Source organism: Pirellulaceae bacterium (genome assembly GCA_029243025.1).
GTDB lineage: Bacteria > Planctomycetota > Planctomycetia > Pirellulales > Pirellulaceae.
Genome location: JAQWSU010000009.1, coordinates 67,622 through 91,397 on the forward strand (window position 1 = coordinate 67,622; position 23,776 = coordinate 91,397).

Annotated in this window: 18 protein-coding genes; 7 read left to right on the forward strand and 11 right to left on the reverse strand. The window is 52.8% G+C overall.

The features are described 5' to 3' along the window. Window positions 1–32: 32 nt before the first annotated feature. The 3 genes from P8N76_04385 to P8N76_04395 all read left to right on the forward strand — a co-directional run bounded on the left by P8N76_04385 (window position 33) and on the right by P8N76_04395 (window position 5,287). Entirely contained in the window at window positions 33–464 is a 432-nt protein-coding gene (locus P8N76_04385; protein MDG2380888.1) for a hypothetical protein, read from the forward strand. An 85-nt stretch (window positions 465–549) separates the two neighbouring features. Beyond that, on the forward strand, window positions 550–2,013 hold the full coding sequence (locus P8N76_04390; GenBank protein MDG2380889.1) for a hypothetical protein: 1,464 nt from the start codon (window positions 550–552) through the stop codon (window positions 2,011–2,013). 85 nt (window positions 2,014–2,098) lie between these two features. Further along, window positions 2,099–5,287: an efflux RND transporter permease subunit gene (locus P8N76_04395; protein ID MDG2380890.1), complete on the forward strand. Its 3,189-nt coding sequence runs from the start codon at window positions 2,099–2,101 to the stop codon at window positions 5,285–5,287. On the opposite strand, the gene P8N76_04400 is transcribed toward P8N76_04395, so the two are convergent. The 7 genes from P8N76_04400 to P8N76_04430 all read right to left on the reverse strand — a co-directional run bounded on the left by P8N76_04400 (window position 5,247) and on the right by P8N76_04430 (window position 12,398). After that, window positions 5,247–6,785: an iron chelate uptake ABC transporter family permease subunit gene (locus tag P8N76_04400; protein MDG2380891.1), complete on the reverse strand. Its 1,539-nt coding sequence runs from the start codon at window positions 6,783–6,785 to the stop codon at window positions 5,247–5,249. The genes P8N76_04395 and P8N76_04400 overlap by 41 nt on opposite strands. Further along, on the reverse strand, window positions 6,775–7,575 hold the full coding sequence (locus tag P8N76_04405) for a metal ABC transporter ATP-binding protein (GenBank protein MDG2380892.1): 801 nt from the start codon (window positions 7,573–7,575) through the stop codon (window positions 6,775–6,777). Before P8N76_04405 ends, P8N76_04400 begins: the two co-directional genes overlap by 11 nt. Next, complete coding sequence (locus P8N76_04410) at window positions 7,568–8,071, reverse strand: hypothetical protein (protein MDG2380893.1); 504 nt, start codon at window positions 8,069–8,071, stop codon at window positions 7,568–7,570. Before P8N76_04410 ends, P8N76_04405 begins: the two co-directional genes overlap by 8 nt. An 8-nt stretch (window positions 8,072–8,079) precedes the next feature. Further along, entirely contained in the window at window positions 8,080–8,985 is a 906-nt protein-coding gene (locus P8N76_04415; GenBank protein ID MDG2380894.1) for a zinc ABC transporter substrate-binding protein, read from the reverse strand. A 229-nt stretch (window positions 8,986–9,214) separates the two neighbouring features. Next, window positions 9,215–10,735 (reverse strand): ABC transporter permease, encoded by a 1,521-nt coding sequence (locus P8N76_04420; protein MDG2380895.1) that lies wholly within the window; start codon window positions 10,733–10,735, stop codon window positions 9,215–9,217. A gap of 120 nt (window positions 10,736–10,855) precedes the next feature. Next, window positions 10,856–11,134 (reverse strand): acylphosphatase, encoded by a 279-nt coding sequence (locus P8N76_04425; GenBank protein MDG2380896.1) that lies wholly within the window; start codon window positions 11,132–11,134, stop codon window positions 10,856–10,858. 190 nt (window positions 11,135–11,324) lie between these two features. Further along, window positions 11,325–12,398, reverse strand: coding sequence for a hypothetical protein (locus P8N76_04430; protein ID MDG2380897.1), 1,074 nt, complete (start codon window positions 12,396–12,398; stop codon window positions 11,325–11,327). A 479-nt stretch (window positions 12,399–12,877) separates the two neighbouring features. Here P8N76_04430 and fae point away from each other — a divergent pair, with 479 nt between their 5' ends. Next, window positions 12,878–13,375: a formaldehyde-activating enzyme gene (gene fae / locus P8N76_04435; protein MDG2380898.1), complete on the forward strand. Its 498-nt coding sequence runs from the start codon at window positions 12,878–12,880 to the stop codon at window positions 13,373–13,375. Between the two features lie 173 nt (window positions 13,376–13,548). Next, window positions 13,549–14,424, forward strand: a complete 876-nt coding sequence (locus P8N76_04440) for a methylenetetrahydromethanopterin dehydrogenase (protein ID MDG2380899.1) — start codon at window positions 13,549–13,551, stop codon at window positions 14,422–14,424. Between the two features lie 6 nt (window positions 14,425–14,430). Here P8N76_04440 and P8N76_04445 read toward each other — a convergent pair whose 3' ends face one another. Both P8N76_04445 and P8N76_04450 read right to left on the reverse strand, forming a co-directional pair. Next, window positions 14,431–16,071: a BamA/TamA family outer membrane protein gene (locus P8N76_04445; GenBank protein ID MDG2380900.1), complete on the reverse strand. Its 1,641-nt coding sequence runs from the start codon at window positions 16,069–16,071 to the stop codon at window positions 14,431–14,433. A gap of 34 nt (window positions 16,072–16,105) precedes the next feature. After that, window positions 16,106–17,539, reverse strand: coding sequence for a POTRA domain-containing protein (locus tag P8N76_04450; GenBank protein MDG2380901.1), 1,434 nt, complete (start codon window positions 17,537–17,539; stop codon window positions 16,106–16,108). 326 nt (window positions 17,540–17,865) lie between these two features. On the opposite strand from P8N76_04450, the gene P8N76_04455 reads away from it, so the two are divergent. Continuing rightward, a complete protein-coding gene (locus tag P8N76_04455; GenBank protein ID MDG2380902.1) occupies window positions 17,866–18,570 on the forward strand; it encodes a GDSL-type esterase/lipase family protein in 705 nt (234 codons plus the stop codon). 7 nt (window positions 18,571–18,577) lie between these two features. On the opposite strand, the gene P8N76_04460 is transcribed toward P8N76_04455, so the two are convergent. Beyond that, window positions 18,578–19,738, reverse strand: a complete 1,161-nt coding sequence (locus tag P8N76_04460) for a hypothetical protein (protein ID MDG2380903.1) — start codon at window positions 19,736–19,738, stop codon at window positions 18,578–18,580. Between the two features lie 284 nt (window positions 19,739–20,022). Continuing rightward, window positions 20,023–21,390, reverse strand: coding sequence for a hypothetical protein (locus P8N76_04465; protein ID MDG2380904.1), 1,368 nt, complete (start codon window positions 21,388–21,390; stop codon window positions 20,023–20,025). Window positions 21,391–21,839: 449 nt separating this feature from the next. On the opposite strand from P8N76_04465, the gene P8N76_04470 reads away from it, so the two are divergent. Next, the gene (locus P8N76_04470) at window positions 21,840–23,651 is read left to right on the forward strand and encodes a BBP7 family outer membrane beta-barrel protein (protein MDG2380905.1); all 1,812 of its coding nucleotides are present in this window, start codon (window positions 21,840–21,842) and stop codon (window positions 23,649–23,651) included. Window positions 23,652–23,776 lie beyond the last annotated feature (125 nt).

The following is a 23,776-nucleotide window of genomic DNA, read 5'->3' on the forward strand; positions in this document are numbered from 1 at the left end:
CCTAGATGCTCGGTGGTGATAGAATTCGATCTATGTGGTACCGATTGCAAGCAACTCGAAAGGCAGTTTTGCTGTTGGCAATCTTTGTGTTCCAGTTGGGAGCGACACGTTGCAGTTGCTTGGAACACAACGGTTGGATGCAGATGCTATCGGACGTTGTTCACGCGATGGATGGCGGACAACATGGACACTTCCACGGTCCTCGGCCGTCGACCGAGGCGAAGGTACGTCATCATCATCATCATCATCATCATGATGGCTTGCCCTATGACGCAACCTATCGTCCGACGACGTCCGGCGTCGAGATGACACAATCCAATTGTTCCTGCCTGGTGGCCTTCTCGACTCGCACCGCCACGGACCCGCTGTTGACCGAAAATTGCCATCGACGGCAATTTCATCGAAGAAAATGCGACGACGCAATGCGGTCCCTTCGGTCAATGACGCAGATCTTCTTGCTCTAAGACCACTGCTGTTTGGTCTATCGATGCTGTTTCTTGGGATCATAATCCCCACCCGTTGATAATTCTCGTTGCAATGAGCACTGCTATGAATCGAGCAAAACTGATCACCTTATTCCTGATAGGAATCGCTCTGTTAGCCACCGGTGTCTTGATTGGAACGGTGCGTCCCATTGCAATTCCCTCTTTGACATCGTCCGGACACCGCCACGAAGCACACCGCCACGAAGCACACCGCGATGAAGCACACCGCGATGAAGCACACAGCGATAAAGCACACAGCGATGGAAGGGACGCCAAACAGACAGATGATTTGGATTCAGGGCATGCTGATGTCGTTGTGCTAACAACATCGGCCGTGGAAGCTCTGGAGTTGCAGGATGTAGCGATTCATTTGCAGGACGTCTGGCGCAGTATCCGAATTCCTGCCAGTGTTGTCGAAAAACCAGGGCAAAGTGCGCATGCGTTGGCGGCACCAATCCACGGCACGGTGGAACGGATTTACACCGTGCCCGGTCAAGCGGTTTCACCGGGTGATGCCTTGTTGGACTTAAGAGTGACGGATGAAGCCCTCTCCCAGGCGCAGATCGATCTACTTCAAGTGATGACTCGGATGGACGTGATCGATGAGGAATTGAAACGGCTGGAACCGTTGATCCAGTCGGGGTCGGTGTCTGGAAAACGTAAACGTGATTTGAGCTATGAGCGGCAGCAGAAAGATACGGAACACCAACTGCATATTCAGGAATTGCTTGTCCGCGGTCTCGATTCTCAGCAGGTGGATGAGATCATCAAGAATCGCGAGTTGATGCGACAGTACACGGTACGTGTGACCGGCCATTCTGCGAGCGGCCATTCTGAGACTGACTCCGAGGCCGCGGATGCGGAGCCAAATTATTCGGTGGAAGCTTTATTTGTCCTACCGGGTGCCACGGTGAAACGAGGTGATGATCTTTGCCGATTGGCCTACCACGCCGAGCTTTACTTAGTGGGTAGTGCCTTCGAAAATGAGTTGGATCAAGTAGTAAAGGCGACCGAGCAGCAAAGGACCGTTGTAGCCACCTTTGGGACGCACGGTGCCGAATACCGCCGGGGAAATCTGTCGATTGAATTTATTGATAATCATGTTGATGGTAAAAGCCAGACGTTCTCATTTTATTTGCCGATCCAAAATGAGGTGGTGCGGGACTATACCAATGCCAAGGGCGTGCGATTTCGGACTTGGAGATTTAAGCCGGGACAGCGGGCACACTTGCAATTGCCGGTCGAGGAATTCGCCGATCACATTCGATTACCATTGGCCGCAGTCGTTAATGATGGGGTGACCGATTATGTTTTTCGGAAGCTCGACCACCATCATGGACCGAACGAAGTCGAGTATCAACGAGTTGCAGTTCAGGTTGAATATCAGGACTCGGCGTCTTCTGTGCTCAAGAATAGTGGATCACTCAAGGTTGGCGAAAAGGTAGTTGCGAATCGATCCTATGAACTCAATCTGGAACTGAAATCTGTCGCGGGCGAAGGTGGTGCCCATCATGGCCACTCGCACTAGTCGGCTGGAATGATTGAGCAACGTATTTCCGGGTAAACCGAATCCTGCAACCGATAGGTCAAAATCCGTTAGCGGATAGTAAGTCATGCTAAACAAAGTCATCCAGTTTTCACTCACGCATCGTTTTGCGGTGCTGTGCATTTGCATCGCGATTATCGCGTTAGGCTCGTTGGCCACGCAGTCGTTGTCGATCGATGTGTTGCCGGATCTAACGCGTCCGCGCGTCACGGTGATTACTGAATGTCACGGATTTGCTCCAGAAGAGGTGGAACAGCTCGTCACCTTCCCACTCGAATCAGCCATTAACGGGGCCAATGGTGTGATGGCAGTTCGGACGACGTCCGATATTGGACTTTCTGTTGTGGTGGTCGAATTTGATTGGGGTACTGATATTTACGTGGCGCGGCAAATGGTTCAAGAACGCATTGCCGCCGTCTCAAGTCAATTGCCAGACGACGTTCAACCACAGCTTGGTCCTGTTTCCTCGTTGCTTGGCCAAATCATGGTTATCGGGATCTACAGTGAGGATGGGACGACTCCGGCGATGGAGATACGGACCCTTGCTGACTGGGTTGTGCGACAGCGTGTGTTGTCGATTCCCGGTGTTTCGCAGGTGATCGTCATCGGTGGCGGTAGAAAACAATATCAAGTGTTGGTCGATGCGGAAAAACTTCGCCGTTTTGATGTGACGTTAGCCGAAGTTGAGCAGGGCCTTGTGGACAGCAACCTGAACGTAACGGGGGGCTATGTTGATCGCAACTCGCAAGAGTTACTCGTGCGCGGTCTTGGGCGAGTTCGCCATATCGAGCAACTAAATAAAGTGGTCGTCAAGAACGTTGATCCGCGCCCTATTCTGCTTGAACAGGTTGCTCGGATTGAGGCGGCTCCACAGCCGAAGCGAGGTGATTCGTCAGTCAACGGACGTGATGCGGTTGTGCTGACGATCCAGAAACAACCTCAGGCGGATACGACGCGCTTAACGGAGAGTATCGAGGCGGCTTTGGTTGGAATTCGCGGTGACTTACCGGATGATGTTCGACTTGAAGTGACTTACGAGCAGCGTGAATTTATTGAGCATTCGGTTAACAACGTGATCGAGGCTTTGCGTGAGGGAGCGATCCTCGTCGTGATCATCCTTTTTCTTTTTCTGCTCAACTTTCGTACGACTTTTATTACTTTGACAGCGATCCCTGTGTCGGTGCTCGTCACCATCCTCTGTTTTCGCTTTTTTGATATGTCGATCAATGTCATGACATTAGGGGGGTTGGCAGTCGCTTTAGGCGAATTGGTCGACGATGCAATCGTCGATGTCGAAAATATCTTTCGTCGCTTGAAAGAAAATTCGCAGTCATCAAGCCCTCGCCCGGTTCTACCGGTGATTTACGAAGCGAGTGTTGAGGTCCGAGCGGCCATTTTTATCAGTACTTTGCTGGTGATCGTCGTCTTTGCTCCGCTGTTTGCCTTGACGGGTATGGAGGGACGTCTGTTTGCGCCGCTCGCAGTTGCCTATATCGTTTCTATCTTGGCATCCACGATCGTCTCTTTGACGTTGACTCCTGTGCTCTCCTATTATTTGTTGCCCAAGGCGAAGGCGACACGCAAGCAGGGTGACGGTCTGATTCTGCGGATGTCAAAGATTTTAGTTTCGCCAGTTATCCGACTCAGTCTGAATCGGGTTGGCTTCGGTGCGATCGTGTTAGGGTTCGTATGTCTTGCTGTGGCGAGCGGTAGTTTGTTGCTGTCGATGGGGCGAGATTTCTTACCACAATTCGATGAAGGTGCCGCGCAAGTCAATTTGTTTACTCCACCGGGGACTTCGCTGGCGAAGTCACGAGAGGTGAGTCGATTGGCCGATCGACAGCTGAAGAAGCTCTTGAAGAGCACGGGAAATCCGAACGGCCCCATCACAACTTTCACCTGTCGAACAGGACGTGCTGAGCAGGATGAACATTCGATGGGTGTGAATGTGAGTGAGTATGTGATTACGCTTAATCCTGATACAACCCTCTCACGCGAAGAGGTGATCGTGGAATTGCACCGGGCGATGGAGGAAGTTCCTGGTGTTCAGGTCGAAGTTGAGCAGCCGATTGCGCACTTAATCAGTCACATGCTCTCCGGAGTTACCGCTCAAATAGCAATCAAGTTGTACGGTGACGATCTCGAAGTGCTTCGCGCCAAGGCAAATGAAATTGACCAAGTCGTTCAGTCCATACCGGGTCTTGCCCCACCCTTTACGGAACAACAGGCACAAGTGCCTCAATTGAGAATTGAATTGTTGCCCGATCGATTGGCCGATTTCGGATTGACCGTTCGAGATGTCAACGACATTCTGGAGACGGCCTTGAGCGGCCGCATTGTGTCAAGAATGCAGGAGGGGCAACGCTATTTTGACGTTGTTTTGAAATTCGATGAAGGCGATCGTCGCGACTTCGACGAGTTAAAGCGGCTGCCCATTGAATTGCATGATGGTGCTTTAATCCCGCTTTCTGCGATTGCCAATGTGCGGGTCGGTGCGGGCCCTAACGCGATCAAACGTGAAGATGGTCGCCGTCGAATTGTGGTTCGTGTGAATACTCTCGGGCGAGATCTGGGCAGCGCCGTTGCGGAAATTGAAAAGCGAGTTGGTGAAGAGGTGGAACTCCCGGCGGGCTACTTCATTACCTTGGGAGGTCAGTTTCAGGCTCAACAGACCGCAACGCAAAGAATTCAATGGTTAAGTCTGATTGCGTTGGTTGTGATTTTTATGATCCTTTATTCGTGTTACCCTTCGGTGAGCATCGTATTGCAGATTCTTTTGGCGCTGCCGGTGGCATTTATAGGGGGCATCTTCGCACTTTGGCTGTCCGGGGAAACACTCTCGGTGGCCAGCCTCGTGGGATTCATCTCACTGGCAGGAATTGCGGCCAGGAATGGCTTACTGCTGGTTTCTACCTACTTGGTTCTGCTTCGACGTCGTGGATTCAATGCGGAGATGATTCTGGAGGGAAGTCTCGAAAGATTCACGCCGGTGATGATGACTGGTTTGACGACCGGATTCGGACTTTTACCAATCGTGATCAGCGGTCATCTTCCCGGGAAAGAAATTCTGTTTCCGATTGCCGTTGTGATGTTAGGAGGTCTGGTGACTTCCACGTTGAGCGAGTTTTTGATACGTCCCGGTTTGTTTTTGCGGCTTTCGCGGAAGTCCGCCGAAACGTTGGCAAGACGAGAGCAGGACCAATTCTTTTCAGAACTCAACTCGAACCGTCATCCGGTTGTTCAAGCTGAACAATAATTGCATCAGCCGCTTCGTGGTTGAGTCGGATTTGTGCTCCGTCAGGTAACAAAAACGTCCAGTGATGATTGTCGTGACTACGGTCGCCGGCTGTGATGATCATGTTCACCTTCAGCGGCGAGGGAGCCGAGGGTCCAATTTGCGTGATGCGACCGCTGAGCCCCTTGCGCAAAAGACTTGATTTGACTTCGGCACCCGGGATGAGATGTTCGAAGTCTTCTGGGATCGGAGAACCATGTGGGTCACGCAATGGATGGCCAAGCTTGTCGTCAAGGTAGTCGACCGTTTCTTCATCATGTAAATGTTCGAGGCGATCAGCCCGATCATGTAATTCTTCCGTTGGAGTGCCGAGCTGTTCAAGATAGGTTTCCCAGAGGCGGTGAGCTCGGGCAATTCGCTTCGCTTCGCGGCGCCCCGAATCGGTCAGCGTTATTTGGCCGAGTCCCTCGACAAGCAAGTGCTGTTTGACCATGGTCCGCAAAGCTCGGTGTACCGCGTCCGGCTTTTCGGAAATCATGTTGATGATTGTCGAAAGGGGCAAGCGATCCTGTTCGCCGTGTCGAAAGCAACCAAGGATATCTTCGAGCGTTTGCTGCGGTATCATCGATCGACGACGTAACCAATCCGCTAACAAGCCATAACGCGGAGCAAAAAACAGAATGAGTAGAAACTGAAACGTGCTGACGATTACAATCGATGGTCCGGTGGCAACGTTGCCAATCCACATCGAAACATAAAGTCCGCCAATCACGCCGGTGACGCCGAAGAGAGCTGACAACCCCATCATGCGATGTAGACGATCGCTCAGTAAGTAGGCCGTTGCGGCGGGTGTCACTAACAATCCGACCACCAAAATTACACCCACAATGCTTACGGCTCCCACTACGACGAGGGATGTGCAGGTGGTTAAGAGGTAATCGAGGGCCACCACGGGGATACCGATTGACGCGGCCATCACGGGATCGAATGTGGCGATTAAGAGTTGGCGGTACAGCAAGATCACGACGGTCAACACAATGGCAGTAATCACCGCCATCATCCAAAGATCCGCGTCTTCGACTCCCAAAACCATACCCGTGATGAAATGATAAAGATCGAGGTGAATTCGATGGCTGAATACAGATGCGAGTACACCGCCGATGGCGAAAATGCCTGTGTACATGATGCCGATGGCGGTGTCTTCTTTGATTCGTGAAACGCGAGAAACGAAACTAATCAGAGCAACCGTGACGAGACCGGCCAAAATCGATCCGATCATCATGGCGGTCGTATGTGCTTCGTGTCCAAATGCAATTTGCATGAACAGATATCCGGCGGTGACGCCGGCTAACATCGAGTGGGAGAGAGCGTCTCCCAGAAAAGCCATGCGTCGGAGGATCACGAAACAACCGATTACACCGCACACCATGGCGACTAAACTGCCACCAATCAAGGCTTTTTGAAAAGCTTGTTGGGTCAAAGGTTCAGCGAAGATGTTCCAGATGGTCTCACCCACCATGCTCTCCTCGCGGGCCAAGATTTTCGAAGGCGCGGAGATTGCCCTCGTAAACCTCGGCAAGTAACTCGGGCTTCAAAACAGCTTCAGGCGGTCCATAGGCATACAATCGTTGTTTGAGTAAGATCAACACGTCGAAATATTCCGTCGCTGTTGCGAGGTCGTGGTGGACGACGACGAGTGTGCGCCCTGTTTTTTTAGTGCGCTCTAGCACATCCAGGATCGCGCGTTCCGTCGCGGCGTCGACGCCCGAAAAAGGTTCGTCGAGTAACAAGATGTTGGCGCCTTGAGCCATCGCTCGAGCCATAAAAACTCGTTGTTGCTGTCCACCTGACAATTGTCCAATTTGACGGTTCGCCAACTCCGACATCCGCACCATCTCTAATGCCTCATCAGCTAACTCACGATCAGTCTGACTCAGCTCTTTCCACCAGGGGACGTGCCGATAACGGCCCATCATGGCCACGTCACGCACCGTGATCGGGAAATCCCAATCTACCGATCCGCGTTGAGGGACGTATGCCACTTGACCACGAGCACGGTCCAACGACTGTCCGAAGACCTGTACCTCACCAACATCTGGTTTGAGAAATCCCAGAATTGATTTCATGAGTGTTGATTTTCCAGAACCGTTCGGGCCGATGACGCCAACCAAAGTCCCCTTGGGTATCTCCAGCGAAACGTCCAATAATGCGGGGACGGGGCCGTAACTGACGGTGAGATGCCTGATATCAATCGCTGGCGTTTCCAAAGTTGGACGCGGTTCCGACGCGGTGGTCGATTTGCTATTCATGCTGCTCGGTCCGTTCTGCATTGCTTGCCTGCGCGGGCACATCAATGATAACGACGCCTTCCACCAGCTCGCCTGGCTCCGCCCAAAGCGATTCTTCCACGATTGGGTTACCATCTCTCAAGATGCGAATCCGAACGGCTCGCGCGACAAGAGTGCCGGAATCTCGTGGGGAAGCACGCACGAAAAATTCGTTGCTGCCGCTGGCCACGCCCTCAATATCCTCGATTCGCAGCGTTTTCCCCGCTTCGATCTCTTTCATTTCTCGTAGTAGATCGACGCCCCGAAAAGAGACCAGCAGCGAGGGAGTATCCGACACATCGAGTGCGAATGAGTCGGCGCCGGCGGCGAATGTCATCGTAATTTCAAATTGGAAATTGCCGTCAGCTAAGAGTTCCTTGGGGGTCGAGTAAGCTTTCGGCTGGGGCCGAAGTTCCATGTACAGCTGCATCCCGCCAAGAATACAAGTGACAAGAATGAAAGCGAATAGCAAACGCATGAATTTGGTTACCGCAAGGCTTGCACGATCGTAAGAACGTTCTCTCGCATCATGCCAATATAGTTTTCGCCTGCTGTGTCGGTTTGACCCATCGAGTCCGAATAGAGCTCGCCGCCAATCTGCACACCGGCCTCACTGGCAATTTCACGGATCAGTTTTGGATTTACACTGGTTTCGACAAAGATTGCCTTGACGCCAAAGTCGCGAATCGAATCAACCGCTGCTTTTCGGCGGGCAGGAGTGACGCCCGCGCCGATTTCCTGGCCAGTTGACCAACCTGCCGGAGCAGCGGATTGGAAACCGTATTGCTGGCAGAAATAGCCAAAGGCGTCATGGCTTGTGATCAAGATACGCCGACTACGGGGAATCGCATTGCACTGTTTGGAAATCCAAGCATCCAAGACACGCAACTCACCAAGGTATAACTCGGTACGAGCTGCAAAAGTTTTCGCATTTGCCGGGTCGAGTTTCGTGACCGCTCGCAAAATGTTTCTCACGTAAACGGCAGCATTTTTAGGTGTGAACCAAGCGTGTGGATCGTGAACCAGTTCTACTGACGCGTCATCGTCAATAGCCATTTGAAGCGGTTGTATTCCCTCGGTGCAACGCACGATCGGTTTGCCCGCATCTTTGGCTAACGAAGCCATCCAGTCATTACCCTCCAAATGCAAGCCGTTTTCCAAACAGAGGGTGGCCGCTTCAACAAGCCGAACATCATTGGGCGTCACCCGGTACAAATGTGGATCTTGTCCTGGGGTCAGCACGCAACGGACTTCCCAATCGTCACCCACCACCTGCCGCGCGAAATCAGCCACCTGGGTTGTGGAACAGAGGAGGATCGGGCGGGGCTCTTCGGCACGAACCGACGAAGTCAGCACGGAAGCACAGAACAGAATCGCGAGGCATCGGAGCATAGGTTTTATCAATCGTGGGAAAAAAATCACCGACGATTAATTGAATCGCCGGGGCGTGTTTGGGGATTCGATTGACCAGAAATAAAATTTTGATCAATCAAAACATTGTGAAATCTATAATGATTCGGGTACACAGTCAAGCAGCCGTGAGCAGGCGGATGGAAGGAGGAAGGGCCCCAGCAGGCGTTTTGCATCTGCCTAATCTCGGGTGAACTTGCCCCTCGGACGGTCAAGCTAGATCGCGATCCTCGAACAGTGCGAGCGACAACAGCAGGGCGATCAGACTGTAAAGCACGCAATAAAAGAAGGCCATCAGCAGGTATTCGAGCGGCACGGGCCGGCCGGCCGCCACGGCAGCCTGGATGTTGAAATGGTCGAGCACGGGAAGAATTGTGGCAATGAGCTGCCCGATGAACACCACCGGCGGAAAATCGATGGGAGCTTGCACGATGAGCGGTGTGAGATGGCCGAGCACGTAAACCGAGAAGCAAATCACAAAATTGGCCAGCATGGGCAAGCGAGTCGAAATTGCCACGCTCAATGTGACCAACACGACCGTCTCGAAGAAGGCCAATACCAAACCGGGGACCGTTCTGACCACTTCGGTATGAACCAATTCCCAGGACGGCGTTTCAGAGCCCAGTTCTCTGGCGTCGTAGACAGGTTTGTATGCGACGACGATTAGAAATAAGACTCCCAAGATGATGAATAAAAGGGCGACTGTCCAAAGGATTCCCAGCACTTTCCCAATGATGAATTGTCGGCGGCCGATCGGTTTTGACAGCACCGTCAACGCGGTGCGCCCTTCAATTTCTTCGGAGACCGAATTGCTCGCGGCCCAGACGCCTTGGATAATGGCGAGCACCATGATCAAGGTCAGCCCGGAATCCTTCAGCATTTTGATATCTTCGCCAAAAGTGTTGTAGGGAAGGAATTCAAAGAGCAGAAGCATGAAGACTCCGACAGCGACGATGATGCCAAAAATCGGTTGCGCAACTTCAGACTTGCTGGTCGCCAAGGCGATTGCCGACACGCGCGGGAAACACCATGCTTGCAAGAAGTAGAGAATATAGATCCCTAAGACGCCAATCGCTGTCGTCGGGATGACCGTCACCTGAGGATAGGCTGGGGCCGATTTGCTGGCGATGGTGATCGTGGCCGTTTCGTCGGACGGATTGGATACGTACAGCTTTCCCACAAAATCGCCACCGAAGGGGATGCCACCCTGACGAGATTTGGACCACTCGTAGGGATCCGAAGGATCGATCTCGAGCGGATCCTCGCGACGATCTTTTTCTTCGGCCGCGTCAGCAACTGAAACAAGCCGATTCGAGGATAAACTCAATTCGATCAGTTCGTCGCCATAGAGGTCAACCTGAACAGGCGTGGCGGTTGATTCGCCGCTTGAAGCTTCAACGCTGGCCGGAATCTCTGCGACAACCGACTTTTCACCCGCGTTTGGTAAACGCTGAAGTGATTCAAGGATCGTGAGCGGATTGCGAGCGAAGATGGCGCCGACAAGACCAAAGATGGCGACGATGGCGACGATTGAGGTGATGGGCAGCAAAACGCCCTCGGTGATCGCTAGCGGCACCTGTTTGGCTGCCTCGCGATTGACAATAAACGTCAGGCCCCAAATCAGGAGAAGCGCGAGGATACCCAACAGAGCTCCGACGCCGATAAGCCAGAGCGAGGTCAGCCAAGTCGTCAGCCAGGGGGTCACGGCGCTAAATATTGGCGTGGGCATCATATCTTGAAAACGATCTTGTCAGGGTGATGATGGCGGTGAAAGGGGCATCGGTAAAGGAAGCTGCCAGTTTGCTACGATTAATCAATGGCATCGGTTCATCTTTGCGTCCGATCCATCCGATCAGTGCCGAATTTCAAATCCGTCAAATTCACCGGTTCTCTCTGATTCATGGATATCGCAACCCTGAATATAGCGAGCCATTGTCAATTGAAGTTGATCCACGAATTGGTCCAAATTCGCGGCGGTACCTTCCAAAAGAAGCTCGACACGGCCATCTGGCAAGTTGCGAACATAGCCGTCCACCGGATGGTTTCTTGCCAGTCGCTGTGTGGTGTAGCGAAATCCTACGCCCTGAACCCGACCTGAAAAGAAAATCAACTTTCGGGTGAGTCCTGTCATCTATCCTGCCTAATTCCCGATCGATCTGCTCCCGAACTGTTGCCAATATAAACCGCCTGAGAGGGTCTGGGTAGACGGTCAAGATCGGGCGAAATCTGACCTTTTTCGGCATGGTTTCGCGGGGAAATGTTTCACGATCGCGAAACTCGCCCTAGAAAAGATGGCCGGATGAGTCGGGCGGCTGGATGACTCAATCTTGGGGTGACGGAGGCTGGTTGGCATGTTCAGCGTTGAAGACCGTCGGATCAAAAGGATCGACACTCTGCACGTCGAGAGATTCTGCTGAATGGTTTGGCAAACGCTTGTCGCTGCTTGGGGATCGATTCTGCAGGGTGTTTCCGCTGCGCGTATTGCTCTGTTGACCGGATCGTGCAAACTCGAAGGCCGCCTCCGCTTCGTCTTGGATTTCCGCATCAGTTGGGTTTTTACTTTTGGTGACGAGTTTTACCCATTCGTACAGATGCTTAAATTGGACTGTCTCGTGCGCCTCAATCGGTGCGACTTTTGAATTGCCGTGAATTGAGCGGGCTTGTAACAGCAATGGGCTATTTTCAAACCGTTCGTTTTGCACCTGGTGGATCGCGGCCGCTAAATTTTTCCAGGTCAATTCGCGGTTTGGATTTCCTCGCAGGCTTCGCGTTAATTGGAAACCTGATCGAGTCGCGCTGCCATGGCAAGTCGTTTGACCACAACGATTGAGAATCAAGGGCTGAACCACACGCGTGAATTGCGGAACGGCAGACGCTGGCAGATTGTCAATTTGCCGTGTTTCGGAGTTTGACGCTTCCGGTGGTGATTTTGCTACCTTGGGACTTTTCTGTGACCTTGTTTGATCGCGAACCATCTTTCGCATCCGACTCTCGAGCGCACGCACGGCTGAGTTTCGGGGAGCAACACGATGGAGATAAACCAAACGATCGCCGGCAGATTCCGAAAGGCCGTATCTCAGACACCATTGAGCTAACCGCAGGTGTTGCTCAACATTTCCATCTTCAAGGCGTGACAATTTGCGACGGTAAGCTGCCTGGAAATCTTCCGAAATGAAATCGACATCATTGAGTGAAACTCGGGTAACTCGTGCATCTCCGTCGGAAATCACCAGTCGCTGGTTTTCACTTTGCACAACCCCTTGCAAGACGTTTCCATTTCGCAAGACGACAATCTTGCTCGTATGCCGAGGCAACTCTGCAGCAACAAGAGCACCTGCAGAAAACGCAAGTGCGGAGAGCAATGCAATACGAGGTGTGCGGCCTGATCCCTTCATAGTGGGCGGAGGTTAGAAGAAGGCGATCCAAGCGTCAAGAGCTATCAGAGTGCTGGCGCTCAGCTGCCAGCAGCTGGCTCGACAAACGCTTTCCGCTCGAGTGGTCAAGCTGGTTCGCTTTGTTTCGTTTCTCCGTTGCGCCTTTATCACAGAAATTCGCGACAAAGTGCTGTGCTGGGACTCGGTGTGCTGGGACTCGGTGTGCTGGAGTTCTGAGCGGGTAGCGGCGAAGGCCGTGGATGCAGAAGGCGACCCGAATCGACCCACTGAGGAGAGGCGGGGCGATTTCCCCTGGGCCCTTGGCTGGGAGGGCTGCCGTGAGGCAATATTTTCTGCCGGATTATTGGGCGGTAGCTCTTACCTAAACCGCCGAGTCTTCGAACGGGTTCGCGACCTACTTGAAATCGCCTTTGGTTATGTTAATTTCTGCTGCTTCGGGTTGCTTATAATTGACAGTCAATCGAACGGAGATACAAACTATGTCCATGTTTATCGGCGAAGCTCTGGTGGGTGATGGGAACGAGATCGCTCACATCGATCTGATCATTGGTGACAAGGAAGGCCCTTCAGGGATCGCCTTTGCCAACGGTTTGGCACGTCAAAGCGAAGGGCATTCCAATCTACTCGCCGTGCTTGCGCCGAACATTGCGGTCAAGCCAGCGACGGTGATGATCACGAAGGTCACGATCAAGGGTGCCAAGCAAGCGGTACAAATGTTCGGTCCAGCCCAGGCGGCAGTCGCTCGAGCCGTTGCTGATTCGGTTGCCGAAGGCGTGATTCCCAAGGATAAGTGCGAAGACTATGTGATTACCTGTGGCGTCTTCATTCATTGGGAAGCTGAAGACAACCAGAAGATTTATCAATACAACTACGAAGCGACGAAGCTGGCGATTGCCAATGCTATGGGCGGTACGCCTTCCGCGGATGAAATGTTGGCCGCCAAAGACGAAGCGAAACATCCTTTCCAAGGATTTTAGGCGGTCGTGTCTTCGTTGATCATGATGATTTCAGCCTTCGGGGCTCTTGATTGAGCAGCGAGGGCTGTTTTTTTGCGACTCGAGAAAGGTGAACGCGTTGGAGCGTCGCTCGATTCTTGCAGTTTTGATTGAGTGAAATACGACGATTCCGTGAGACAACAAAGGCAGAGTCCATGAGTAAAGCAAAGATATTGGTACAGCTCGATCCCGATCCCCATGCGAGTGTGTTTGATGCAGTCGTTGCGGTCGATGCGGGAGTCGACCATTTGTTGCAGTATCATCAAGTCACCGCTGATCAGGTTCGCGATCTGGTGCATGGAACGATGTTTACTCGCGGAATTAATGACCTGTCCAGTACGGCGATTTTTGTAGGTGGATCGAATGTGGCTGCGGGAGAGGCTTTACTGTCCGCAATTGAGAAGACCTTTTTTGGTCCGATGCGAGTTTCCGTGCTGATGGATGCCAATGGGGCGAACACGACGGCTGCAGCGGCGGTGGTGGCCGCTGGCCGTCACCTTGATTTCAGTCAGACTCAAGCTCTCGTTTTGGCGGGAACAGGACCTGTCGGCCAACGTGCGGCTCGTTTATTGTCTGCTGCGGGAGCACGCGTTCGACTGGCCTCCCGCGATCCGATGAGAGCCGCATCCGCTTGTGAAGCTATTCGTGCACGCGTGCCGTCGGCGCAACTGGAGCCGATTGGAATCCAAGCCGACACGCAATTGCAGGCAGCGCTCGAGGGAACTCAGCTCGTAATCGCTGCTGGAGCGGCAGGAATCCAATTATTGGATGAAGCGAGTCGCCAATCGTGTAAATCACTTCAGGTGGCGATCGATCTCAATGCTGTTCCACCCGTGGGGATTGAAGGCATTGAAGTGATGGATGCGGCTGTCGAACGCCAGGGGGTGATTGGCTACGGCGCCATCGGTGTTGGCGGTACGAAGATGAAGATTCACAAGGCAGCCCTGCGTCGTCTGTTCGTCGACAACGAGCAAATACTCGATGCCGAGGCCATTTACTCGCTGGGATGTGAATTGGAAGCTCAGTCCTGAACGGGGTTAACGACCGAACCCGACGAAGAAGCTGAAGTTTTGGATGCGATCTGTTTGCTCTCGCGCGATCGGCACGGCCAGATCCAATGCAATCGGAGCGGGACCCATTGCGGGTACTGATACTCGCAAACCTGCACCAACCGCGACGCGGAAGTCTTCCTGATTGATTTCGATCTTCTCTTCAATCGTACCGAAGTCGCAGAAGACAACACCCTTCAGCATGTCATCTGCGGTGATGGGGAACATGTATTCGGTCGAACCCAGAAAGCTGAATTCACCACCCACATAAACGCCATCTTGTTGAGGTGTTGCACTGCGAAAACGAAATCCGCGAAGCGTCGAATAGCCACCCGCGAAGAAGTTTTCGTAGAGTGGTGTTTGAGATCCGGAAAACCCAGTGCGAAGCGAGGTTCCTAGCACGTGCCGCCCGGAACCATCCGGCCGTTCCTTGATGAGAAAATAACGTCGGTAGTCAGCAATCGCTCGAGGATAGGCAAAGGTGCCGAATACTTGTTCAAATGTTAGTTCGAACAAGTGACCTTCGGTGGGAGCAAAAGCCGAGTCGCGGGTGTCATGAGTCATTGTCAAGCGACCGCTGTAGAGACTGCTGTCGCCGAGTACCTCCTCGAGGTCCGGTACACCACGCACACGAGGGTCGTTGACGTTGACGTTCTCTAATCGCATCCCTGCACTCAAGGAAAGGTCGGGCGTCAGACGATAACCCAATCCAATTCTTCCACCCAGGCGTTGTTCGTCCCAGTCGTAATAGCGGCGATCGTAGAGAAAACCGCTTAGATTTAAGCTGATGTTCGTATCAAACAGGTAGGGTTCCGTGAAGTTCACCAAGTATCGCTGAAGTTCATTTCCCGGGATGGCTTCGATTCGAAGCCGTTGTCCGCCGCCTCGCCAGGCGGTTCCATTTACGACATCGTTGATTCCACGTGGGAATCTTTTCCAGTCAAAATTGTATTCGTCGATCACGACTTGAGCCGTGAGGCCCGCATCGGAATTGACGCCGACGCCGAACATGAATCGACCCGTTTGTTGTTCACGCACGTTCACGATGAGATCCGCAAATCGACCCGTAAATGGTTGCGGGCCAACGAGGTCATTGGGGCCGGGCGTCAGGACTGGCTCCCCGCTGGGGCCGACCGGATAGTTACCCGCATAGGGCGGATTGTTAGGGCCCGGTGGCAAGGCGTAATTGCCAGGGGTTGCACCAGCTGGCGGTGGAATGTACTCGCCCTGAGGGGGAGCCCCATAGGTGGGAGCTGCCCCGTACGGAGCAGGAGTGCTGCCCTGGGGGGGAGCACCATATTGAGGAGTGAATTGAGCCGGTTGAACGGCCGAATCCTGTACTTGGTTCTGCTGGTTCACCGGAGGTGGCAACTGTTTGACACCCGACACGGCCATGGGAGTCCGAGAGTAAGTGTCGCTTTCGCCAAACTGCGAATCGAAGCCACCGGAGGGTTGCTGCCCCCGAATGATCGGTCGCTGCGTTGAACTCGGCTTTTGCGGAGTCACCGACGGAGCAGGGTTCATACCTGGGATCGTCGGCGCGGGGGTCCAGGTGGCGCACCCGCTCACCGCCAGCGAGCTGAGCATCGCGATTGCGAATCGTAGATGTGCGTTATAAATAGTCGTCAACTTTCGCTTCCTTGCTTGGGTCAACGGATCAGCCTCAATAAGAAGAGTCTTGACCGCGGTCGGGTTGTCGAGCTAATTGCGTGCCTTCCGTCAGTTCCGGTGGGCGAATCGCAATCGAGGGCGCGATTCCTTGAGCCGGATCACTCAGAAACAATTGAGAAGATCGTAGACGCCGTTCACTGGAGCGGATTTCGCGAATATCGATAATGTCGTTTGGTGTCAAAGATAGACGATTGATCACCACATTACGACGCGTGTGCGGATTCTCACCATCAATGTTGACCAAAATTCGACCCACGCGATACTGATCGCCTTCATCAATGTCATACACTAAATCAAGCATCCCAGGCTCCTCAAGAAAACGTGGGTCGGCATTGATGTCCGCGTGGATATAGCCTTGGCTGCCGTAGGTGTCTCGTAACGCATTAAGATCTCGGTTTAGCTTGCGACGATCGAAGAAATCGCCAGGCTCAAATTCGAGGCGGGTTGCTAAGGAGTCTTCTGTGAAGGTGCGATTGCCAACCAACGAGACATTGCGAATCTTGTATCGCGGCCCTTCGTCGATGATGAAAGTCAGTGTCAGCCATTTTCCGGAATCGTTGAAGTCCAAGTAACGACCAACACGCGCCTTGAAATAGCCGAGGCTGCGATAATAAGCCGTTAGTCGCTCTTGATCCTGGTCGATTTGATCTCGGTCGACTTGACCCTTGAAGAACCACGCGATGCCCGGTTTGGATTTGATTTGGGTTCTCAAACGACTGTCTGAAACAATCGTGTTGCCCTCAAAGCGGGTGCGGAAAACACGCTGTTGCTTGCCTTCGTAGATGGCGAATGTGACACCCTGGTCACCCGGCTTATCACCTTCTTTGATTCGTACATCCGCATCGCTGAAGCCTCGTTTCAGATAAGATTCTTGGATCTTGCGCTTCGCTTCTTCGACTCGATACTGGTGCATCGATTCGCCTTTCGCAATTTCGCAAGCTTTACCAAGAGATCGGTCCGAAACTTTTTTGTTGCCTTCAAACTTTACATAGCGGATGATCGGCAGTTCAAAGACTTCGAATGTGACCTCGATTCCACCCTCCGGCATCCGCTTACGGTAGGTGCGGACGTTGCGGAACATGCCCGTTGAAGACAGGCGACGAACATCGGCTTGTACGGTTTCCGGATCAAAGTCCCGACCTATTCGCGTTTGCAGGTGCGGGCGAATACGGCTTTCATCCAACGCGTCATTGCCGATTATCTTCACCGCGACAATCGGCTTGCCTTGATTGACGCGTTCGATCACCGGGGGTTGGTAAGTCGGCCGTTCTTCTGCTTTGCCCGGGAGCGGAGACTGTCCCATACCGCGGCCACCCATTCCGCCAAATTGAGCATAGCATTGGCTGCCAAGCCCAACTGCCAGGGCGGCGGCAAATAAATGGCACAAAAGGCCACGACGAATCGATGTTGTTGATAGGTTTTGCATGCGGAGCTCTACGACACCTCTACGGCGACGGTTCGAAATATCGATCCATGAGACACTAACGAATTGATGCTGAGATCACGCCACGATCGGCGCGGTCCGACAAGTTGGTCCCCCATTTACTTGATTGCGTATTCTGGGACAAGTCGAGTTCCAAGGATTCCTCGTTGCATTCTGCTAACCCCTCACCTCTGACGAGCTCGCAATCTCCGTCCGGCGACGTCACTGAGAGAATGGATTGCTTCTTTCTTCGCTAGAATTTAGGATGATGCAACGCTGTCGCTGCATTGCGGGTATCCTTCTAAGCATCGCCCAAGCGAGAAAGAATCATGGTTGACATTCGCGCCCAATTCTTCGTCGTGTTGCTGGTCCTGGGTTGGATGCCATGGCTGGATCAAGAAATGCTTACGGCAGCTGAGCCCAGTCGTTGGGAAAAGACGATTGCGGCTTTTGAACAGCAGGATCAGAAGATGCCCCCCGCTCCCGAGGGCGTGCTGTTTGTGGGTAGTTCGAGTATTCGGATGTGGGACCTTGCACGGTCGTTTCCGAATTTAAAAACGATTAATCGTGGGTTTGGCGGTTCCCAAATGAGCGATGTGCTGGAGTTTTACGATCGTATCGTGAAGCCCTATCGCCCAGCTGTCATCGTTCTCTACGAAGGAGATAATGACATTGCAGCCGGTGAATCGGCTGAGTTGGTTGCAGCGGAATATCGACGGCTCATCAGGGAAATTCACACCGATCTACCCAAAACTCGCGTCGTGTTCGTTTCCATTAAACCAAGTCTCAAACGCTGGGATATCTATCCGTCCATGAAGTCAGCCAATGATGAAATCCGAGCGATTACCGAGCAGGATGCGCGATTAGAGTTTGTTGATGTGAGTGAGGTGATGTTGGGCCCGGATGGTAAGCCCGTCAAATCGCTCTTCTTGCCGGACGGGCTTCATCTGAATCAGGAGGGCTATGATCGTTGGTCCAAACTGGTGAGACCTCATTTGAAAACGGACGCCAGGAGATCATCAGTCGATCGTTAACGGTTGATTAGAAATCCGGAGCGATGGCAGCGGTTTTTTTTAAGGCGATATGAAGGCCTTCCCACACGATCGGACCTGTACCGCTGAATCCGTTTATTTTGCGATTGGGTTCGTTAATGATCGCTCCAAATGCTAGAACTTGATCACCCACCTCGTAGGCTTGGCGGACATCGGTGATCGGGTTGCGTTCACACACCAGTCGAATGTTGGTCTCCGATTTTGACGGAAAACGAATGGTGGAAAAGTACAAATTGTCCTGAGCCTCGATCGCGATAACCTCTCCGGCAATCGTAATTCCGTCAGTAACTCGGGACGAATAGTTGATCCAGGTCCCAGCAGCCTTGCCGACCAGTTCTAATTGGTCGGGTGAATTTGAGATACGTGTCAATAAGGCTTCGGATGCTTGCATCATGCGGCCAATGTGAGGGTCATCCATGTTCACGAACGTCACCACTTCACCGATTTCGCAAAGTCGTTGATAGAGTCTTCGCAATTGAGTTCGCCTGGTTTCTCGATCAACGTCGGTGTCGTTGTATTCTTCCAGCTGAATCCGCACGTCAGCCAAGAGGTTTCGCAGTTCACTTGCAGGATAGGAAGGCGGGTCTTTTAGTCGAGTGGCGGCGGGCGGTGTCGCTGGCGGAATTGCCGTCACGGGGGCCGCCGAGCTGGCTAATGAGCCGTCGATGTTGAAATGTTTATCGTTGCCCAAATCCGAGTCAGGGGGTAGCGGGTCGAGAAGTTTGAGATCGCCGGTTAGCTGCTTGTACTCAGATTCGGGCTTGTCATCTAAATCTCCTGCTGGAGTCTGTGCTTTCTTTTGTCGAAGTTCTTCGGGAACGACAAAAGAGAGCCATGTGGGCACATGAGCAGCTACCTGAAGGGGGTCACGTCGCAGTCCACTCGGAAGCCACCAAAGCACTAGTTGAGCGATGATGATTCCAGTCAGTCCTCCCAGAAATACCTTGAGTAGCTCCAGTTTGACACTCGGATTGCGACGCGAATTAGCCCGTGCCCGCGTTGCCGCTTGTGTTTGCATCGAAGTGACGTCAGTGAGCTGGGGTATCGATTCCTTCGTGGCTTGATTCGTTGCGGATTGGAACTCCCGACTTTGCCCCTGGTCAGCTGCCGCCGAGTCGTCGAGGGAGGAATTCGACACAATCTGTAACATGGGCACATCGAGGCGGATGAGTGATGACGAGGCGAAGTGGTGATCGCAGCTGGGGCATCGTAAGGTGACGATTTTCTGATGTTCGGGAGCTAATACAAGCTGTTGGCAATTCGGGCACTTCGCAGGAAGATTCATGACACCATCAACTCGAAATGAGGGTCGCGTGAAGAACGATTTGTCAGCATCCGTACGTGCGTGATCGCCCCCGATTGGGATTCGCCCATCGGAAGCGTTGAATGCCTCATTCTATCAGCCCATTTGGCGAATCGTAGGCTGATTGCTTTTTAGAAAGTAAGACCAGCCCTTAACATGAACGTATCGTTCAAACCCAAGGTCTCTGCAACATGGACATAATAGATCTCACGGTTGAACACGTAGCCAACTTCAAACACACCGCTGTATCGGTTCAAGTTGTTCCAATCGATCCCGAAATAGACCCGAATGTCATTAATGTCAAATCGTGTGCTGCCACCGCCGCCGCCGCCTTGTTCGGCAGTCCAAGACCCGCCTCCGTATTCGCCGCCTAAATACCACCAGATTTCGGTGTTGCCATTGGTGGTCCAGTACTTCGCGAGTTTGGGTTTGGGGAAATAAATGTCCCAACGTGTTTGTGGATTGGGTTGCCAGAGCCAGCCAATCGCCGGTAACAGCTTAATGTCGGCACGATCCAGGTAAGTGACGCCCAGTTTCAGCGAGCTTGCTGGAGTAATACGAATAATACCGATGCCTGTGCCTGTCAGGCGGACACTGTTGTTGTTGACGGACTTGAAGTCAGTATAAAGTCCCCAGCGGAAACTCACTTCGCCGCCGATCGTTTGGTTGAATTGCGGGGTCCAACCAAAGTCCAAGAACGTATCGTAGACGCGCGGAGGCAAGTCGAGGGGAAAAGGCTCGGTTGGGCCGGCAAGCCAATTAAAGACAAAACCCGGACTCACCCGTAACGGTCCCTTGCTTCCCAAAAAATTGGGGAAAAAGGCGGAAGTGCCAAGTTCGAGAACATTCATGCCCAATTCGTCACCCTTGCTTCCGTAGAGATAGGTGTAACGAAAGCCCGTGTCTTGGAACAGGCGATTGTAAGGCGGAATGCTTGTTGGCAGGATGTTATTCTGCATGTACGGCTGAGGTGGTAACGCGCCGTAGGGAGTCGCGGCTGGTGCTGCGGGGTTGCTACCGTAAGGCCAAGCGGGAGCTTGAGGCAAGGTTTGCGGCGGAGCGCCTGGATATCCACCGAGTGTGGGTGGCAATCCGGTATTTCCGGCGGGCATCGCGTAAGGATCGAACGGTTGAATTCCAGGGGAGAGTCCTGCCGTCGGTTGGGTAACAACCGGTGAACCCCAGTTGGGGCTCGGACTGATCGCTCCCGGTGTGCCTGCAGGCGGGCCACCGTAGCCGGTCGGAGGAGCACCAAATCCAGTGGTTGCTGGTGGGGCTCCATACCCGGTTGGAGGGGGAGTGAATCCCGTCGCCGGTGGTCCACCATAACCCGTGGGTGGGGCTGTTGGTGTCGTCGCCGGGAGGCCACCATAGCCTGCGGGTGGCGCGCCATATCCGGTGGGCGGAATGCCGGCCGGCTGCTGTCCAAAAACGGATTGCGCAGCAGCCATCCAAATCAGACATACCAAGGCAAGCACTGTTTTGAGTCGAAGTGGCACGAGGAGACTCATCTCTCATGAGAAGTGATGGATGTTGATTCTGCGATAGGAAGCAACCGATACGGTTGAGGCGTAGATATCAAAGTCCAACAAGTTTCGTCAAGGTAGATTCGACTGGCGGATCGATCGGGCCAGTGGTCGACTTTTATCTGTTGTCTGCAAGCACTGCATTGCTGCCTGCCCTGTTTCTATTTCGATCGTACGCAGCTGGCTTGGTAGATCGATGATTTTTTGTCATGACTTTGCCAAGCAGTTATCTTGCCAAGCAGTTGTTCTTATTTTCCGCCTCCGACGCGGATGGCAAACGATGAGGATTGAGCGAGATCGTCAGTAAGTTTTTTCTTGATTGGTGTTGACCTTCAATCTGGATTGATTTACAAGCCCGCCTCTCGTGCTTTTTCCCCGTTTCGGGTTTCAAATCACTCTTTGCAGTTGAGCATCTTCTAGTCATGAATCAACGCTCGCAAATCTTGGGATACGCCCTGTTAGCGTTTGCGGTCATCCTGACTGATCCGTTTCCAACGGTTGGCTTTGGACAAGACAATCGTGGTTTAGCGTTTGGTCAGACAAACCATTCGGTGTTTGTTGGCAGACTGATCCGGTCAGGACGGTCACGCAACGGTACACCTCGTTTCGCCTTACTGGGGGATGAGGGATCGGTTACCGCTTACATCGTGCCTGCTACTGGCATGAATGTGGGGCAACACGTTAATCAGCAAGTGGGTGTTACCGCGCGATCCATGCGCCGCGGTCCAAATCGCATTCCTTACATTTTGGCCCAGCAGGTTTCCCAGCTTGAGTCGGTTAACTCAATGGAAACTGTCCTCGACGAGCCTCGCATTATTATTGAAGAAGCGGATCCACTCGCTGACGTCATGCAGGATTTTGCGGATGAAGATGCGAGCACGTCGATCGCCGATCTCTTGTGGCGTGATCTTAATGATGAAGTCGTCTTGGCACAGGCTCAGGAAAACATTCTTCCGCCTATGCCAAACACCGTCGGGCCCAGTCCGGGATACACCAGTGACTTTGGTGTGGCCCCCAGTGGCGACTACAATGATTTTTACGGGCATCGCGGTATGGGGTTACCGACCGGTGCTCCATGTGGGGATCCAAACTGCAAGACCTGTGGACCACCGCGACCGGCTCGCTGGTGGGCTCGTGCCGAGTACCTTTCCTGGCAAACGAAGGGGATGAACATCCCTCCGTTGATCACCCAAAGTACAGATGGGACTCCAGCAAACCAAGCAGGTGTTCTCGGTTTGCCATCAACAAGCACGATACTCGGAAACCAGGATATCTTGGATTCCAATCGTCACGGTGGCAGGCTTACTTTGGGCTATTGGTTCGATGATTATCGTAAACGGGCCGTGGAAGTTGAGTATTTTTCCCTGGGACGCGAATCGGATTCCTATGCCGTGACCTCGGCAGGAGATCCGATTCTGGCTCGACCGTTTGTGAATGCGATTTCAGCTGAAAATGATTCCGAGCTGGTGGCCTTTCCCGGCATTGTCCATGGCACAGTGACGGCGGGAGCGACTTCCGAATTGATTTCATTCGCGCCTCGATATCGGGCAAATCTGAAATGTAGAAGCGGTTTGCCTTTCGGACTGTTCTCCGCTTCCAATTGCGTGGGGGGCTGTAAGTGCGTGCCCAGTGGACGTCGGCTCGATTTGACGTTGGGATACCGGTACATGCGGCTAAACGAGTCCTTGTCGATCAACGAAAGATTGACAACTCTGAATACGGATACCCCTTCGACCTTTGATCTGACCGACGGATTTGCCACGAAGAATGAATTTAACGGGGCCGAACTGGGGCTTGTTTGGGAGGCTTATCGAGGGCGTTGGACGATCGAACTACTCTCTCGACTTGCACTCGGCAATAATCGACGTTCGGTTTCGATCGATGGTGAGACGATTTCCAGTACGCAAGGGGTGACTTTTGATGACCCCGGTGGATTGTTGGCCTTAGGTTCAAATATGGGACGTTACAGCAGTAATCAATTTGTTGCGATTCCTGAGTTGGGAGCCAATGTTGGCTTTCACATTAGCCCCAAGTTTCGAGTCCTTCTCGGTTATTCAGTCCTTTATTGGGATAAAGTCGCACGGCCAGGTGATCAGATTGATCTGAATGTGAATCCGAATTTGTTGCCGCCTCCTTTGGATCCCGCGCTGGGTCCCAGCGCCCCCAGGTTTGTGCTCGAAGACACAAACTATTGGGCACAAGGCTTTAATCTGGGCTTGGACTTTCAATGGTAAACTGAGCCCGAATCACAAGTTGCTGTAAAACGCTTCACAAGAACCTGAGTTACCGCTTCAACGGACTCTGGTTCTTGTGAAGCGTTTTTTTTGGGGGGGGCGGCGGCTTGTTGAAGCAATCGTGT

What these genes read in the sequence shown, in the direction of transcription:
- P8N76_04385 (MDG2380888.1), top strand. Translation starts at nt 33, where the DNA reads ATGTGGTACCGATTGCAAGCAACTCGAAAGGCAGTTTTGCTGTTGGCA.
- P8N76_04390 (MDG2380889.1), top strand. Translation starts at nt 550, where the DNA reads ATGAATCGAGCAAAACTGATCACCTTATTCCTGATAGGAATCGCTCTG.
- P8N76_04395 (MDG2380890.1), top strand. Translation starts at nt 2,099, where the DNA reads ATGCTAAACAAAGTCATCCAGTTTTCACTCACGCATCGTTTTGCGGTG.
- P8N76_04400 (MDG2380891.1), bottom strand. Translation starts at nt 6,785, where the DNA reads ATGGTGGGTGAGACCATCTGGAACATCTTCGCTGAACCTTTGACCCAA.
- P8N76_04405 (MDG2380892.1), bottom strand. Translation starts at nt 7,575, where the DNA reads ATGAATAGCAAATCGACCACCGCGTCGGAACCGCGTCCAACTTTGGAA.
- P8N76_04410 (MDG2380893.1), bottom strand. Translation starts at nt 8,071, where the DNA reads ATGCGTTTGCTATTCGCTTTCATTCTTGTCACTTGTATTCTTGGCGGG.
- P8N76_04415 (MDG2380894.1), bottom strand. Translation starts at nt 8,985, where the DNA reads ATGCTCCGATGCCTCGCGATTCTGTTCTGTGCTTCCGTGCTGACTTCG.
- P8N76_04420 (MDG2380895.1), bottom strand. Translation starts at nt 10,735, where the DNA reads ATGATGCCCACGCCAATATTTAGCGCCGTGACCCCCTGGCTGACGACT.
- P8N76_04425 (MDG2380896.1), bottom strand. Translation starts at nt 11,134, where the DNA reads ATGACAGGACTCACCCGAAAGTTGATTTTCTTTTCAGGTCGGGTTCAG.
- P8N76_04430 (MDG2380897.1), bottom strand. Translation starts at nt 12,398, where the DNA reads ATGAAGGGATCAGGCCGCACACCTCGTATTGCATTGCTCTCCGCACTT.
- fae (MDG2380898.1), top strand. Translation starts at nt 12,878, where the DNA reads ATGTCCATGTTTATCGGCGAAGCTCTGGTGGGTGATGGGAACGAGATC.
- P8N76_04440 (MDG2380899.1), top strand. Translation starts at nt 13,549, where the DNA reads ATGAGTAAAGCAAAGATATTGGTACAGCTCGATCCCGATCCCCATGCG.
- P8N76_04450 (MDG2380901.1), bottom strand. Translation starts at nt 17,539, where the DNA reads ATGCAAAACCTATCAACAACATCGATTCGTCGTGGCCTTTTGTGCCAT.
- P8N76_04455 (MDG2380902.1), top strand. Translation starts at nt 17,866, where the DNA reads ATGGTTGACATTCGCGCCCAATTCTTCGTCGTGTTGCTGGTCCTGGGT.
- P8N76_04460 (MDG2380903.1), bottom strand. Translation starts at nt 19,738, where the DNA reads ATGTTACAGATTGTGTCGAATTCCTCCCTCGACGACTCGGCGGCAGCT.
- P8N76_04470 (MDG2380905.1), top strand. Translation starts at nt 21,840, where the DNA reads ATGAATCAACGCTCGCAAATCTTGGGATACGCCCTGTTAGCGTTTGCG.